The organism is Methylobacterium gregans (assembly GCF_022179245.1).
Lineage (GTDB): Bacteria > Pseudomonadota > Alphaproteobacteria > Rhizobiales > Beijerinckiaceae > Methylobacterium > Methylobacterium gregans.
The window spans coordinates 34,577-49,505 of the sequence record NZ_BPQM01000014.1 but is presented as its reverse complement, the minus strand read 5'-3'; the positions used below and the strand labels follow the sequence as shown (position 1 = coordinate 49,505).

Genomic DNA, 14,929 nt, shown 5'->3' with positions numbered 1-14,929 from the left:
TCGGGCAGGTGTAGATCGTGCCTTCGGGCACCGGGTCGGCCTTCGTCGCGGCTTGGCCGGGGTCGACGTAGCGGACCGGGTCGGCCTCGAACTTGGTCCGGCAGCCGTTCGAGCAGAAGTAGTAGGGGTGGCCGCCGTGCTCGGCCCGGTGCTTCGTCGTATGCGGGTCGACCAGCATCCCGCAGACCGGGTCCTTCACACGGCCGGCACCCGCGTCGTTCGCCGCGATGCCGGCCTGGTCGCCGCGCGCATGGCCATGTGCATGCCCGTGCCCGTGACCGGCATGGCCGTGGCCGCCCGCGCAGGCATGGCCTCCCGGGGCGGGGTGATGTCCCTGTGGCGCGTCGCTCATGACCGCTCCTTCCGCATGGCCGAGGAGGCGCCGCCGGGCCACGAGCGACCCGACGGCGCCGGCGGCTTACTGGCGGCCTTCCTTCCGGGCGTTCTTGTCGAGCCAGGACTTGAGCTCGGCGATGCTCTTCTCCTGCTCCTGGATGGTCTTCTCGGCGATCTTCTTCGCCTCGGGATTGTCGCCGTTCCTGAGCCCGACCTGGGCCATCGCGATGGCGCCCTGGTGGTGCGGGATCATCGCGCAGATCCAGGCGACGTCGGCGTCCTTGGCCATCATCCCCTGCATCATGGGGCCGTTCATCGACATCATGGCCTGCTGCAGGCCCTTCTGGGCCTCGGTCATCTGGCCGCCCATGCCCTGCATGGCCTGGGACATGTGACCCTGCATGTCCTTCATCGAGTCCTCCTTGGCGGCCGACGCCGCCTTGCAGGCCGCGGGCAGCTCGAACGAGGGCCCCTGCATGGAGCCGTGGTCGTGGTCGGCGGCGAAGGCCGCCCCGGTGCCGGCGAGCGCCAGGGTCGCGGCGAGGGTCAGGGTGCGAACGAACAAGATTGCCTCCTCAGGTTGGTTGGCGGGGGCGGCCGGTCGAGCCGCCGCGTCGGGTTCAGGCGGCCATCTTCCGGCAGCTCTCGGCGCAGGCCCGGCACTGCGCGACGCAGTCCTGCATGTCGCCGACCTGCTCGCAGCTCCTGGCGCAAGCCTCGCAGACCTCGGCGCAGGCCCGGCAGGTGTGCTTGTGCTCGGGGGTGCCGATCAGCATGAAGTGCGCCGAGGTCCGGCACATCTCGGCACAGGCGAGCATCAGCCGGAAATGCCCCGGCTCGACGTGCTTGCCGCCGGCCGGCAGGCAGTGGTTCGAGGCCATGCCCAGGCAGGTCTGGTAGCAGCGCAGGCACTCGTCGATGCAGGATTGCATCTCGCTCGACACGTGGCTCATTCTGGTCTCCATCGCGGCTTTATCGGAAGATATGGGCACAACTAGAGATCTGATAAAGTATTAACTCGACCAGCTAGCTATAAACTTGATATCAAACTCCCCAATCCGCGAAGCGTTCAGAAATAAATACTCTGGACGATCACGGGTTTGGGAGCGCCGCCTACCTGCGCAAGGGCGACCTCACTGGGTGCCCTTCTTCTTGAGGAAGGCCTCCATCTGGGCGATCTCGACGTCCTGGGCCTTGATGATCTCCTCGGCCAGCTTCCGGATCTCGGGGTCCTTGGAGTGCTGGAGGGCGACCTTGGCCATGGCGACGGCGCCCTTGTGGTGGGGGATCATGCCGCGCACGAAGTCGACGTCGACGTCGTTCGTGTAGCGGATGTCCATGTCTCGGTGCATCTCGGCGCCGACGTCCCGGAACGCCTTGGTCGCCGGCGTGTCCGCCTTGTCCGTCGCCGTCATCGCGGCGTGGTCGTGCCCGGCATGCCCGGCATGGTCGTGGGCCTCGTGCGCCAGGGCGATGCCCGAGAGACCGAGGGCCAGGGCCGCGGCGGCGAGGGTCGAGGTCAGCGTCTTCATCGAAGGATTCTTCCTGGTGCGTGGTGTCAGTTGAACTTGCCGCTGGCGGTGGCGCCGTCGGGACCGGTGAGCTGCACGGCCCCCTTCGGGCTGTCGCCGAGGGCCGCCGCGGCCTTGCCTGTCAGGCGGTTGCCGTCGGCGGGCTCCAGGGGCACGCGGGTCGGCTTGCCGCCGACGACGAGGATGGCCGTGCCCTTGAAGCCCGCGGCCGGGACCGGCTTCTGGCCCTCGTCGGACACGAACACGTCGACGGTCTCGCCCTTGGCGACGAGCTCGACGTGGAACTTGCCCGCGTCCGCCACCCGGCCGCCGTGATGGCCGGCGGTCTCGTGGGCGTAGGCGGCGGTCGCGGCCAGGAGGGCGCCGGCCAGGGTCAGTCTCGGAAGCATCATGCTCAGGTCTCCTCTCGGGGTTCAGTAGGCCTCGGCCGGGCGCGGGCGCGCTCCGTCCGGGGATGGGTGGGCCGGCGCCTCGGCGTGGAGGGCGCGCAGACGCTCCAGGGGCTTGCGGCCGAAGCGCAGGAACAGGACGGGGGTCAGGAAGGTGTCGAGCAGCGTCGCACTGATCAGGCCGCCGAAGATCGTCACCGCCACCGGGTGCAGGATCTCCTTGCCAGGGCTCGCGGCGTCGTAGAGCAGCGGCACTAGGGCCACGCCGGCCGACAGGGCCGTCATCAGCACCGGGGTCAGCCGCTCCAGGCTGCCGCGCACCACGAGGTCGGGTCCGAACGGCACTCCCTCGCCGATGGCGAGGTTGAGGTAATGGCTGATCTTGAGGATGCCGTTACGCGCGGCGATGCCGGTCAGCGTGATGAACCCGATCATCGACGCCACCGACAGCGGCTGCCCGACCAGCCACAGCGCGGCCACCGAACCGATCAGGGCGAGCGGCACGTTGCCCATGATGATGAGGGCGAGCGCGGCCGAGCGGTAGCGGCTGTAGAGGATGGCGAAGACCAGCGCCAAGGACAGCGCCGAGAGCGCCCCGATGGTCCGGCTCGCCTCCTCCTGCGCCTGGAAGGTGCCCTCCAGGCTGGTGAAGAAGCCGGGCGGCAGCGGCTCCTTCGCCACGGCCTCGCGGATGGCCGCCACGATGGTGGCCATGTCGCTCTCGCCGTTGGTGTTGGCCTGGACGACGATGCGGCGCCGGGCGTTCTCGCGCAGGATCTGGTTCGGCCCGTCGGTCTCGCGGATGTCGGCCACCTGGCGCGCCGGAACCCAGCCCGAGGGCGTCTCCAGCAGCAGGTCGCCGAGGCCCGCGGTGGTCCGGCGGTTCTCGGACAGGCGCAGCACCACGTCGAAGCGGCGCACGCCGTCGACCACGGTCGAGACCACCCGCCCGTTCGAGAGGCGGCTGATCTGCTCGACGACGGCGGCCGGCTGCACGCCGTAGAGGGCCGCCCGGGTGTAATCGACCCGCACCTCAAGCTGCGGGATGCGGACCTGCCGCTCGACCTGCAGGTCGACGAGCCCCGGGATCGCGGCCATCCGGTCGCGCAGGGAGTTGGCGACCCGGCGCAGGGCGTCGAGGTCCTCCCCGAACACCTTGAGCGCAATCTCGGCCCGCACGCCCGAGAGCATGTGGTCGAGCCGGTGCGAGATCGGCTGGCCGACGTTGACGGCCACCGGCAGGGCCGCGAGGCGCCCGCGGATGTCGGCGACGAGGGCCTCCTTCGGACGCTTGGCGCCTTCGTCGAGCGCCACCTCGATCTCGGACGAGTGGACGCCCTCGGCGTGCTCGTCGAGCTCGGCCCGGCCGGTGCGGCGGCCGACCGCCTTCACGCCCGGGATGTCCAAGAGCAGCTTCTCGGCGATCAGCCCGACCCGGTTGCTCTCGGCCAGCGAGATCCCCGGGTTGAAGGTCATGTTGACCGTGAACGAGCCCTCGTTGAACGGCGGCAGGAAAGCCCGCGGCAGGTTCCAGGCGGCTACGCCCGCGGCCACCACCGCCGCCGCGACGGTGCCGACCAGCAGGCCCTTGTGGCGGAAGGCGACCCGCAGCAGGGCGGCGTTGCCGCGCTTGAGCAGTTTCAGGAAGCGGCTGTCGTGCTCCTCCAGGTTCTTCAAGCCCGGCAGCAGCAGGGAGGCCAGCACCGGCGTCAGGGTGATGGAGGTGAGTAGGCTCGCCAGGATCGAGATGATGTAGGCCTGCCCGAGCGGGGCGAAGAGCCGGCCCTCGATGCCCGACAGCGCGAAGAGCGGCACGAACACCAGGATGATGATGAGCGTCGCGTAGACGATGCCGGAGCGCACCTCGTTGGAGGCCTCGACCACCACCTGGAACACGCTTTTCGGGTTGCCCGCCCGCCGGTTCTCGCCGAGCCGCCGGTAGATGTTCTCGACGTCGACCACCGCGTCGTCGACGAGCTCGCCGATGGCGATGGCCAAGCCCCCGAGCGTCATGGTGTTGATGGACAGCCCGAACAGGTGGAACACCACCGCGGTCGTCAGCACCGAGACAGGGATGGCGAGCAGCGAGATGGCCGTGGTGCGCACGTTCAGCAGGAAGGCGAACAGCACCACCGCGACCACCAGCACGGCCTCGACGAGGACGCGCTCGACGTTGCGGATCGAGGTCTCGATGAAGTCGGCCTGGCGGAACAGGACCTGGTTGGCCTTGATGCCGGCCGGCAGGGTCGACGACATCTCCTTCAGGGCCGTCTCGATGCTGCGGGTCAGCCGCACGGTGTCGACGTCGGGCTGCTTCTCGACCGAGACGATGACCGAGGGCTTGGCCATGTAGCCGGCGTCGCCCCGCTTCGTCCGTGCGGCGAAGGAGACCTCAGCCACCTGGCGCAAGTGGACCGGGGTGTCGGCGACCGTCACGACCACGAGGTTGCGGAGGTCGTCGAGGCTCATGGTCCGGCCGATGTTCCGGATGAGGTACTCGCGGGAATGCTGGTCGGTGAAGCCGCCGCCGGCGTTGGTGCCGAACTGCGCCAGCGCCGTCTCAAGCTGAGCGTTTGTCACCCCGAGCGAGCGCATGGCGGCCGGGTTCGGGCTGACCCGGAACTGGCGCACCTCGCCCCCGATGGGGATGACCTGCGCCACGCCCGGAATGGTCAGGAGCCGCGGCCGGATGGTGAAGTCGGCAACCTCGCGCACCTGCATCGGGCTCGCGGTCTCGCTGGTGACCGCCACCAGCAGGATCTGGCCCATGATCGAGGAGATCGGCCCCATGACCGGGGTCACACCCCGGGGCAGCTGGTCCTGCACCAGGGCCAGCCGCTCCGCGACCTGCTGGCGGTTGCGGTAGATGTCCGTGCCCCAGTCGAACTCGACGTAGGTGATGGACAGACCCACGCCCGAGACCGAGCGCACCCGGGTCACGCCGGGCAGCCCGTTCATCCGGGTCTCGATGGGGTAGGTGACGAGCTGCTCGACCTCCTGCGGAGCGTAGCCCTCGGCCTCCGTCATGATGGTGACGGTGGGCTTGTTCAGGTCGGGGAAGACGTCGACCGGCAGCTTGGTCGCGGTGAAGGCGCCGAAGAGCACCAGCACCGTGGCCATGGCGAGGACGAGCAGGCGGTTGCGGACCGACTGGCTGACGAGGAAGGTGAACATCGGGCCGGCCTCCTCAGCGCACCTGGTCGAGGAGCTCGGCGCCCTGGGTCACGACCCGCTTGCCGGGTCCGATCCCCTCGGCGACCAGCACGCGGCCGCCGTCGAGCGGCTCGACCCGCACGGGCCGGGCCTCAAAGCGCTCGGCGGTGGTGTGCTCGTAGACGACGTCCTGCCCGTTGCCGGTGCGCACGACCGCCGCGCGCGGCAGCGCCAAGCCGGACTGCTCCGTATCGGTCCCGGCCAGCACGGTGACGAACTGGCCGACGCGCAGGCCGGAGGCGTCGCCCTGCACCGCGAACTGCACCGGGATGGCCTGGTTGCGATCCGCGAGGCCCGTGCCCTGGTAGGCGAGCTTCAGGGTGCGTCCGTCGGCGAGCCGCGCCGTGGCGTTCTGGGCCGCCGTCAGGGCGTCGAAGCTCAGCGCCTCGACCCAGAGGCGGTTCGGGTCGACGATCTGGAACACCATGGCCCCGGGGGCCGCCATCTGGCCGGCCACCGCGGTCGCCTGCGCCACCACGCCGTCGACGGGTGCTACCAGGGTCTCGGGCTGTTGCCTGATCTTGTCGAGGGCGGCGCGGCGGTCGTGCAGCCCGTTGAGCTCGGCGACCGCGTCGTCGAGCTGGGTCTGGGCGACGGCGCCGCTCGTGGCGAGCTTCCTGAAACGCTCGACCCGGCGCTCGACGATGGCGATCTGCTGGTCGAGCTCGCCCTGGCGCTGCCGCATGTCGGAGACGTCGACGGCCTGGACCGGCGGCGTCACGGTGGCCAGCACGTCGCCCTTACGCACCTTGGTGCCGAGGCGTGGGAACAGGCCGGACGGCGGGGGCGAGAGACGGCCGCCGACCGAGGACTGCACGACGCCGCTGGCGTTCGGGTCCGGGATGATGCGGCCGGGCAGCTCGACCGAGCGGTGGAAGCTGCCCTGCTCGGTCATGGTGGTGCGCAGGACCAGCAGCCGTTGCGTCGGCTTCGGCACGAAGACGGAGCCGTCGGGCAGGCGCTGCGCGAGGTCCGACGAGGCCGGCGTGGTCTGGCGCGGCTCGATCAGCGCCGCTCCCTGCACCGGTGCGCCGTGGTCCTCGTCGCCATGCGCGAAGGCGGCGGTGCCGAGCACGAGGGTGATGCCGATGGCGACCAGCGCCACCGCCGGCGCGCCACGGCGCCCGCGTGCGAGCGCCGTCACCAGCACGCCGAGCAGGAAGGCGACCGCGACAGCGGCCACCAGGGCCGGGTCCTTGGCCGTAAGCCGCTCCCGGACGTCGAGGGCGACCTCGGAGACGCGCGCCAGGGCAGCCTGAGCCGGGGCCGGCTTGGCAGGCGCCGCGGCCGCGGCGACCTTCGGATCGGGCACCGTGACCGCGAGGGTGAGCACGTCGACAGCATCGCCGGCCGTGACGGTCGCCACGAGATCGTGCCGGCCGGGCTTCGACAGCCACGGGGCCGGCAGCGCGTAGCCGCCGCCGGTCGTGGCGGTCGCGACCTTGGGACCGTCCGGCGTCTCCACCTCGATGGTCGCGCCGGGCACCGGCTCGTTCGTCCGGAAGCGGTCGAGGAACAGCGTCAGGGTCCCGTCGCGCGGGATGGCGACGAGCTCGAAGGCGTCCGAGAGCGCCTCGCCGCGCGGGGCGATGGTCTTCGAGACAGGGGGCTGGGCGGCGCCGTGGTCGTGGCCCTCGTGGGCGAGCGCCGGCCCCGCCAGGACGGCGGCAAGCAGCGCCACCGCGCGCAGGGCGGCGGCAAAACGGGTCGACATGAACAGGAATCCTCGCGTCGGGAAGTCCGGACGGCGCCGTTCGCGGGCGCACTCCGGGCGTTGCGCGCCTCAGGCGCGCCCTACTTCACGCGAGGGTTCGTGGGGGCTTGGGCAGGGCCTCGGGGCCGGGGCCCGAACGGCCGGCGACGTCGCGCGGGATCAGCGTGACGGTCCGGAACGGGACCGGCGACAGGGCGAAGGGGCCGGACAGGATGCCGGTGGCGCAGCAGGCCATCGGTCCGCAGCAGCGGGTCTTGCAGGGCCCGGGGCAGCAGCCGCCGTCCCGGGCCGCCTCGATGCGCGCCGGCTCGACGGCTGCGGCCGGGAGCGCGACCTTGAGCGAGGCGGACGCCTCGGAGCGGACCGCCGGCTTGGCGGGCGTGGTCACGACGGCCGAAGCCGGCGCAGGGGCTGCCTTCGGCTGCGCCGCGGCCATGTGATGGCCGTGGTGGGCGTGCCCCTCGTGGGCCTGGACGGCGGACGGCGCGACGTAGGCGATGATCGCGAGGATCATCGCCGCCATCAGGCGCACGATTTGCCGGTCGAGGCTCATGAGTTCTGGCTTACACCGATTCCGAAGGCGGGACTATGTCCGCCGTTGAGACGTGAATGCCTGCAGGCAGGTTTGGTTGCCATCGCGGCGTTTCAAGCCGCCGCGAGCAGGGGCTCGGCCGGGAAGCCCGCAGCGGCGATGGCCTGGGCGATCCGGTCCGCCGGGCCGGCGGCATCCGACACGGTCACGAGATTGGCTCCGAGCTCGACCTCGACCCGGGCGTTCGGCTCGATGCCTTGGACCGCGCGGGTCACCGACTTGGCGCAGCCGCCGCAACCCATCTTCTCGACCTTGAACCGATGCATGACGCACTCCCTTGGATGGCGTCACACCCAGATGGGGCTTCCCATCATGGGAAGGTCAAGGGTGATCCCTCCGGACAATTCGCTCAGGCCAACTCGCCGCCGCGGTAGCGCGCGAAGGCGCTCCGCCTCTCGGGTCCGAAAAGTGTGACCTCGTATGTGTCCGGTTCCATGCCATCGACCTCCATGCCGGGCGAGCCAACCGGCATGCCCGGCACCGCCAGCCCGGTCCCCTGCGGCTTCTCCGCCAGCAGGCGCTTGATGGCGCCGGCCGGGACATGGCCCTCGACGACGTAGCCACCAACCTGCGCCGTGTGGCAGGAGGCGAGGTCTCGCGGCACGCCGAGGCGGGCCTTCACCGGGTTCACCGGGCCCTCGGTCACCGTCACCGTGAAGCCGGCATCGCGCAGGTGGGTCACCCACTTCTCGCAGCAGCCGCAGTTCGGGTCCTTGGTCACCGCGACCGTGGGCAGCCCCTCCGCCAGGGCGCCCCGTCCGAGCGCCAGCCCCGCCGCCAGACCCGCGAGCAGGGCACGTCGAGACGGCATCGTATCGCTCTTCATCGTCATCTCCCGTTCGCTCTCACTCGGCCGCCTGCGGCAGCCTTACGTTCCCACCCGCCGTCTCGTGGGGGACCTGGTCCCACGGCGGCAACCCGCGTCCCTTCACCAGGGCGTAGACCGCCGGGATCACGACCAGGGTCAGCAAGGTCGAGGAGACCATCCCGCCGATCATCGGCACGGCGATGCGCTGCATGACCTCGGAGCCCGAGCCGGTGCTCCAGAGGATGGGCAGCAGGCCCGCCATGATGGCGACGACCGTCATCATCTTGGGCCGGACCCGCTCGACCGCGCCGACCATGATGGCCCGGCGCAGGTCCGGGCGCGCGAGCGGGCGTCCCTCGCGCTCGCACTGGGCGCGGACCTCGTCGAGGGCGTGGTCGAGGTAGACCAGCATGATCACGCCGGTCTCGGCAGCGACGCCGGCCAGGGCGATGAAGCCGACCGCCACAGCGACCGACAGGTTGAAGCCCATCCACCAGAGCAGCCACACCCCGCCGACCAGGGCAAAAGGCAGCGACAGCATCACGATGAGCGTCTCCGTCAGGCGCCGGAAGTTCAGGTAGAGCAGCAGGAACACGATCAGCAGCGTCAGCGGCACCACGACCGCGAGGCGCGCCTCCGCTCGCTCAAGGTACTCGTACTGCCCGCTCCACTGCAGGGTCGTGCCCTGGGGCAGCCGCACCGCGTCTGCCACCGCCTTGCGCGCCTCGGCGACGTAGCCGCCGAGGTCGCGCCCGGCGATGTCGACGAACAGGTAGACCGCGAGCTGCCCGTTCTCGGTGCGGATCGAGGTCGGGCCACGGCTCAGCTCGACCTTGGCCACCTCGCCGAGCGGCACCGTGCCGCCGGCGGGCAGCGGCACCTGGACCTCGGTCGCGATGGCCTTCGGGTCCGACCGGAAGGCGCGCTTGTAGCGCACGTTGACCGTGTAGCGCTCGCGGCCCTCGACGGTGTTCGTCACGGTCTGCCCACCGAGGGCCGTCGCGACAACGTCCTGCACGTCCCCGACCATCAGGCCGTAGCGCCCGAGCGCTTCGCGGTCCGGCGTGACGTCGAGGAAGTAGCCCCCGATGACCCGCTCGGCATAGGCGCTCGACGTGCCCGGCACGGCCCGCACCACCGTCTCCACCTGGCGGGCGACCCCCTCCATCGCTTTGAGGTCTGTGCCGAGCACCTTCACGCCCACGGGCGTGCGGATGCCGGTCGAGAGCATGTCGATGCGGGCGCGGATCGGCTGCGTCCAGGCATTCGACACGCCCGGGAACTGCAGGGCGGCGTCCATCTCCGCTTTGAGGCTCGCGAGCGTCACGCCCGGGCGCCACTCCGCCTTCGGCTTCAGGGTGATGACCGTCTCGAACATCTCCATCGGCGCGGGGTCGGTCGCCGTGTTGGCGCGCCCGGCCTTGCCGTAGACCGAGGCCACCTCGGGGAAGCTCTTGATGATGCGGTCCTGAGTGGCGAGGAGCTCGCCGGCCTTGGTCACCGAGATACCCGGCAGTGTGGTTGGCATGTAAAGCAGCGTGCCCTCGTCGAGCTCCGGCATAAACTCGGAGCCGAGCTGCCGTGCCGGCCAGGCGGTCGCGGCCAGCACGCCCACCGCGAGCAGGATGGTGGGAATCCGGGCCCGCAGCACGCCGGCGATGAGTGGTCGGTACAGCCAGATCAGAAGCCGGTTCAGAGGGTTGCGGTGCTCGGGCACGATGCGCCCGCGCACGAACAGCACCATCAGGGCCGGCACCAGGGTCACCGACAGCAGCGCCGCCGCCGCCATGGCGAAGGTCTTGGTGAAGGCGAGCGGCCCGAACAGCCGTCCCTCCTGGCTCTCCAGGGTGAAGATCGGCAGGAAGCTCACCGTGATCACGAGGAGCGAGAAGAATAGCGACGGCCCGACCTCCGCGGCGGCCTCGACGAGGACCTCGACCCGCGGCTTGTCCGGGGGGGCCCGCTCCAGGTGCTTGTGGGCGTTCTCGATCATGACGATGGCGGCGTCGACCATGGCGCCGACCGCGATGGCGATGCCGCCGAGCGACATGATGTTGGCGCCGATTCCGAGCGCCTTCATGCCGGCGAAGGCCATCAGGATGCCGACCGGCAGCATCAGGATGGCCACGAGCGCGCTGCGCACGTGCAGCAGAAACACGATGCAGACGAGGGAGACGACGACGCTCTCCTCGACCAGCGTGTGGCGCAGGGTGTCGATGGCCGCGTCGATGAGTTGCGAGCGGTCGTAGACCGGCAGGATCTCGGTGCCGGCCGGCAAGCCCTTCGCGACCTCGGCGAGCTTCGCCTTGACGCCCTCGATGACGTTCAGGGCGTTGGCGCCGAAGCGCTGCAGGACGATGCCGCCCGCGACCTCGCCCTCGCCGTTCATCTCGGTGATGCCGCGGCGCTCGTCCGGCCCAAGCTCGACCCGGGCGACGTCCCGGAGCCGCAGGGGCGTGCCGCCCACGGTCTTGAGCACGATGTTCTCGATATCGGCGACGCTCTTCAGGTAACCGCGCCCGCGCACCATGAACTCGAACTCGGACAGCTCAACCGTGCGCCCGCCGACGTCGGCGTTGCTCGACCGGATGGCGTCCCGGAGCTTGTTGAGGCTGATGCCCTGCGCGCGCAGCCGGTTCGGGTCCACGACGACGTTGTACTGCTTCACGAACCCGCCGACGCCCGCGACCTCGGCCACGCCCTCGGCCCGAGAGGCACCGAAGCGGATGACCCAGTCCTGCAGGGAGCGGAGCTCGGCTAGCGTCCGTTCACGCGCCACCACCACGTACTGGTAGACCCAGCCGACACCGGTCGCGTCGGGACCCAGCGTCGGCGTCACGCCGGCCGGCAGGCGGCTCGCCGCGCCGTTGAGGTACTCCAGCACGCGCGAGCGACCCCAGTACGGGTCGGTGCCGTCCTCGAAGATCACGTAGACGAAGGATACGCCGAAGAACGAGAAGCCGCGCACCACCTTCGCCTTCGGCACCGTCAGCATGGCGGTGGTCAGCGGGTAGGTGACCTGATCCTCGACGACCTGGGGCGCCTGGCCCGGGTACTCGGTGTAGACGATGGCCTGAACGTCCGAGAGGTCGGGGATGGCGTCGAGCGGCAGGGTCCGCAGCGCCAGGACGCCGGTCGCCACCGCGAACACGGTCCCGATCAGCACCAGGACGAGGTTGCGGGCCGACCAGCCGATCAGGCGGGCGATCACGGCGTGCCTCCCGCGCTCGCCGCCTGCCGGTCATCCTTGGGCGCCGTCATGCCCTGCAGCGCGGCCTTCAGGTTGCTCTCGGCGTCGATCAGGAAGTTCGCCGCCGTGACCACCCGGTCGCCGGCCGAGACGCCCTCGCGGATCTCGACGTAGCCCCGGCCGCGCAGGCCGACCTTCACCGCCTTCGGCTCGAAGCGCCCCGCGCCGCGGTCGAGCAGCACGACCTGGCGCTCGCCGGTGTCGATGACGGCGTCGTCGGGCACCGCCACCACCGGCTTGGCGTCGCCGGTCGCGATCTCGACGTCGGCGTACATGGAGGGGCGCAGCGCGCCGTCGGGGTTGGCCAGCTCGATGCGCAGCCGGGCGGTTCGGGTCTCCGCCATCAGGTGCGGGTAGATCCGCGTCACGGTCCCCGCGAAGGTCCGGTCGGGAAAGGCCCGGACCCGCACCGTCGCCCTCTGCCCCTCCGCCACCCCCGCGAGGTCGCGCTCCGGCACGTCGGCGAGCACCCAGACGCGGGTGTGGTCGACGATGCGGAACAGGACGTCGCCGGACTTGGCCTTCATCCCGTCCGAGACGTTGCGCTCGACCACGACGCCGTCCCGGGGCGCGGACCATGTGATGGAGGGTGGCACCTTATGGGTCCGCTCGATCTCGTCGATGACCTCCGGCGGGATGGCGAGGTTCTCCAGACGCCGACGGCCGCCCTCGTAGCCGATGGAGGTCAGGTACTGGGCCGCGACCGCGTTGATCTCGGGCGCGAACAGGCGCAGCAACGGCTGGCCCTTGCGGACGTGGTCGCCCGTTGTGACCGGCTCGACCTTCTCGATGAAGGCGTCCGTGCGCATGGCGATGACGGAGACGCGGCGCTCGTCCTCCCCGACGCTGCCCGGCGCCCGCACCGGCACCGACAGGACCCGGCGCTCCGCGAGCTCGGTCCGCACGCCGGTGCGCTGGACCTTGCCCGGCGAGACCTTCACGACGCCGGCCTCGTCCTCGCCCGCGTAGACGGGAATGTAGTCCATCCCCATCGAGTCCTTCTTCGGCACCGACGAGGTGTCGGCCAAGCCCATCGGGTTCCGGTAGTAGAGGACGCGCCGGGCGTCACCGCCGGGCTTGGCCGCCTCGCCCGGCTCCGCGTGGTGCCCGGCCATGTCCGCGGGCATGGCCTCGCCGTCCCCGTCGTCGAAGCGCACGTCCTCGCTGGCGCGGACGGCCCGGAACTCCCGGCCGTCCGCCGTCACCATCGGCGACGCCGAGTAGACGGGCTTCCCGTCCGGGTCCCGGTAGTAGACCACCGGTCCGGACGCGGGCTTGGACGGGGCCGGCGCCTGCGCGGCGGGCAGCAAGCGGGCGACGCCGTGCCGGGCCCGCTCGACGAACGCCGGAACGGGACCGTCCTGCTGTCCGGCCCAGTAGCCGAGGCCCCCCGCCGCGAGCGCGGCGAGGGTGCCGGCGAACCATGCCGAGCGGGTCATTTCGCGGCCTGAAGGACCAGCTTGTCCTCGACCGTGCCGGTCTCGCCCTGGACCTTGGCGGCCAGCGACAGGCGCCAGCGGCCCTGCATCGAGAGCTTGGCCTTGAAACGGTAGATGCCGGGCTCGGTCGAGGGGACCTGCTCGACCTTGGTGGCCATCTCCTCCATGGCATCGGGGGCCATGTCGAGGCGCTTGGCGAAGACCACGGCGTCGGTCACCGGCTTGCCGCTCCGCTGGTCGACGAGCCGGACGGCGATGACGGCCTCGCCGACCTTCGCCTCCTGCTGCACGAGTTCGAAGCGGTAGTCCTTGATGTCCGCCAGGGCGGGCGGGGCGAACGTCGATGCCGACAGGGCGGCGCCGAGCAGCGCGGCCGGCACGGCGCGCGCGAAGGTGTTCTTGGTCACGGGTCTCATCTCCTGAACACGATGGATGGCGAGGCGCGGACGCGCGTCACCGTGCCGGCGCGAGCGCCGGCGGCATCGGGTTCAGGCTCGGGGGGGCTCGGGTAGCGGTGGCCCGTGCAGGCTGGCGAAGGACGCCGTGTCGGGCCAAGCCGGTGCCGCACGCGTCGCGCTTGGCGCCGCGATGGCGATCGCGCTCGGCAGCAGAGAGGCGACGCTGGCGAGGCAGAGCGCCATCAACGGGCAGCCCGACTTGGCGCAGTCCGACTTGTCCGCCTTCTCCGGCGGGCAGCAGGGCATGTCGTCCATGTTCATGCCGCCCATGTCCATGCCGGCATGGTCCATGGCAGGCATCGGCTCGTGCGAGCCGCGAGCCTGAACCGTCGCGGACGCGTGCATGCCCGTGGCGGCCGCGGAGGCGGTCACCGGCGTCAAGGCGAGGCTGAGAACCGCCAGGAGCGGGAGCAGCCGCCGGAGGGCGAGCCAGAACGTCACGAATCGACGATGCCAGTTTTCCGGGACACGCGGAAGGTCGATGGCCGCCATGGTGCCCCTTCCAACGGTGGGAAGGTCAAGGGGCGGCGCGACGGCCGGGACCGGTACGGTCGATCCCGGCGATCTTCCGAGGTTGTCAGTACCCGTGATGGTGATGGTGGTGGCCCCGATCGAAGTGAACGGGACGGTCGTAACCGTGGTGATGGTGCCGCTCGTGACCATGGCGGTGACCGTAGCCATGGTGCTGGTGGTGCTCCCAGTGATGGTGGTGGTGCCGAGGACCATGGCCATACCACTGCGCCGAGGCGGCGCCGGGAACCAGGATAACCGCCGCGACGGCAAGAGCTGCGAGACGTGCTTTCATGGTGATGACCTTCCGGTTCTTGAGTGCCCCAATCTGGGCGCGGCGCCTTGAACCGGTAATGAAACCAGCGCGCGGCCTACGTTCAGCGAAACGGAAGGTGCCTGAGCGGGTCATGCCCAAGGCGATGTAGCGCGGCGACCTCGACAACCCGGACGTGCGCTTCGGCGCCGTGGCCACCCTCGCTCCGGCAAGGTTTTCCGCCGTTCGGGGCTCCTCACCATAGCCAATGCGCAGCTGTGCGGCGACGGCCCGTAAGACGTCATGGCGGCATGCGGCCCGCCGGCCATCCGCGAGCATCGCGCCATGGTCGGCGGCGTGCCGGAAAGTTTCAGGGGCGGCCTGCCGAAGAGGGAGACGGGAGGCGCGGCAACCCCGCCTTTACCAAGGGCAGTT

The 14,929-nt window shown here is 70.7% G+C and carries 15 protein-coding genes; 1 reads left to right on the top strand and 14 read right to left on the bottom strand.

Features of this window, described 5'->3' with window-relative positions; translation table 11 throughout:
* The 14 genes from MFF54_RS03580 to MFF54_RS03515 all read right to left on the bottom strand — a co-directional run.
* Positions 1-352: YHS domain-containing protein (locus MFF54_RS03580; protein WP_238301268.1), on the bottom strand; the 352-nt coding region annotated here is incomplete at its 3' end.
* Positions 353-418: 66 nt separating this feature from the next.
* Entirely contained in the window at positions 419-901 is a 483-nt protein-coding gene (locus MFF54_RS03575; RefSeq protein ID WP_238301267.1) for a DUF305 domain-containing protein, read from the bottom strand.
* Between the two features lie 55 nt (positions 902-956).
* Positions 957-1,289: a four-helix bundle copper-binding protein gene (locus MFF54_RS03570; protein WP_238301266.1), complete on the bottom strand. Its 333-nt coding sequence runs from the start codon at positions 1,287-1,289 to the stop codon at positions 957-959.
* A gap of 180 nt (positions 1,290-1,469) precedes the next feature.
* A complete protein-coding gene (copM, locus tag MFF54_RS03565; RefSeq protein WP_238301265.1) occupies positions 1,470-1,868 on the bottom strand; it encodes a CopM family metallochaperone in 399 nt (132 codons plus the stop codon).
* 26 nt (positions 1,869-1,894) lie between these two features.
* Positions 1,895-2,260 (bottom strand): hypothetical protein, encoded by a 366-nt coding sequence (locus MFF54_RS03560; RefSeq protein ID WP_238301264.1) that lies wholly within the window; start codon positions 2,258-2,260, stop codon positions 1,895-1,897.
* Between the two features lie 21 nt (positions 2,261-2,281).
* Positions 2,282-5,431 carry an efflux RND transporter permease subunit gene (locus MFF54_RS03555; protein WP_238301263.1) on the bottom strand — a complete coding sequence of 1,050 codons (3,150 nt, stop codon included), beginning with the start codon at positions 5,429-5,431 and terminating at the stop codon, positions 2,282-2,284.
* A 13-nt stretch (positions 5,432-5,444) separates the two neighbouring features.
* Positions 5,445-7,184, bottom strand: a complete 1,740-nt coding sequence (locus MFF54_RS03550; protein WP_238301262.1) for an efflux RND transporter periplasmic adaptor subunit — start codon at positions 7,182-7,184, stop codon at positions 5,445-5,447.
* Positions 7,185-7,269: 85 nt separating this feature from the next.
* Positions 7,270-7,737 carry a hypothetical protein gene (locus MFF54_RS03545; protein WP_238301261.1) on the bottom strand — a complete coding sequence of 156 codons (468 nt, stop codon included), beginning with the start codon at positions 7,735-7,737 and terminating at the stop codon, positions 7,270-7,272.
* 92 nt (positions 7,738-7,829) lie between these two features.
* Positions 7,830-8,042 carry a heavy-metal-associated domain-containing protein gene (locus MFF54_RS03540; RefSeq protein WP_238301260.1) on the bottom strand — a complete coding sequence of 71 codons (213 nt, stop codon included), beginning with the start codon at positions 8,040-8,042 and terminating at the stop codon, positions 7,830-7,832.
* Positions 8,043-8,125: 83 nt separating this feature from the next.
* The gene (locus tag MFF54_RS03535; protein ID WP_024830755.1) at positions 8,126-8,602 is read right to left on the bottom strand and encodes a DUF411 domain-containing protein; all 477 of its coding nucleotides are present in this window, start codon (positions 8,600-8,602) and stop codon (positions 8,126-8,128) included.
* 19 nt (positions 8,603-8,621) lie between these two features.
* Complete coding sequence (locus tag MFF54_RS03530) at positions 8,622-11,795, bottom strand: efflux RND transporter permease subunit (protein ID WP_238301259.1); 3,174 nt, start codon at positions 11,793-11,795, stop codon at positions 8,622-8,624.
* Positions 11,792-13,273, bottom strand: coding sequence for an efflux RND transporter periplasmic adaptor subunit (locus tag MFF54_RS03525; RefSeq protein WP_238301258.1), 1,482 nt, complete (start codon positions 13,271-13,273; stop codon positions 11,792-11,794). Before MFF54_RS03525 ends, MFF54_RS03530 begins: the two co-directional genes overlap by 4 nt.
* Complete coding sequence (locus MFF54_RS03520; RefSeq protein ID WP_238301257.1) at positions 13,270-13,680, bottom strand: FixH family protein; 411 nt, start codon at positions 13,678-13,680, stop codon at positions 13,270-13,272. Before MFF54_RS03520 ends, MFF54_RS03525 begins: the two co-directional genes overlap by 4 nt.
* Positions 13,681-13,761: 81 nt before the next feature.
* A complete protein-coding gene (locus tag MFF54_RS03515; protein ID WP_238301269.1) occupies positions 13,762-14,172 on the bottom strand; it encodes a hypothetical protein in 411 nt (136 codons plus the stop codon).
* A 40-nt stretch (positions 14,173-14,212) separates the two neighbouring features.
* On the opposite strand from MFF54_RS03515, the gene MFF54_RS03510 reads away from it, so the two are divergent.
* A complete protein-coding gene (locus MFF54_RS03510; RefSeq protein WP_238301256.1) occupies positions 14,213-14,587 on the top strand; it encodes a hypothetical protein in 375 nt (124 codons plus the stop codon).
* Positions 14,588-14,929 lie beyond the last annotated feature (342 nt).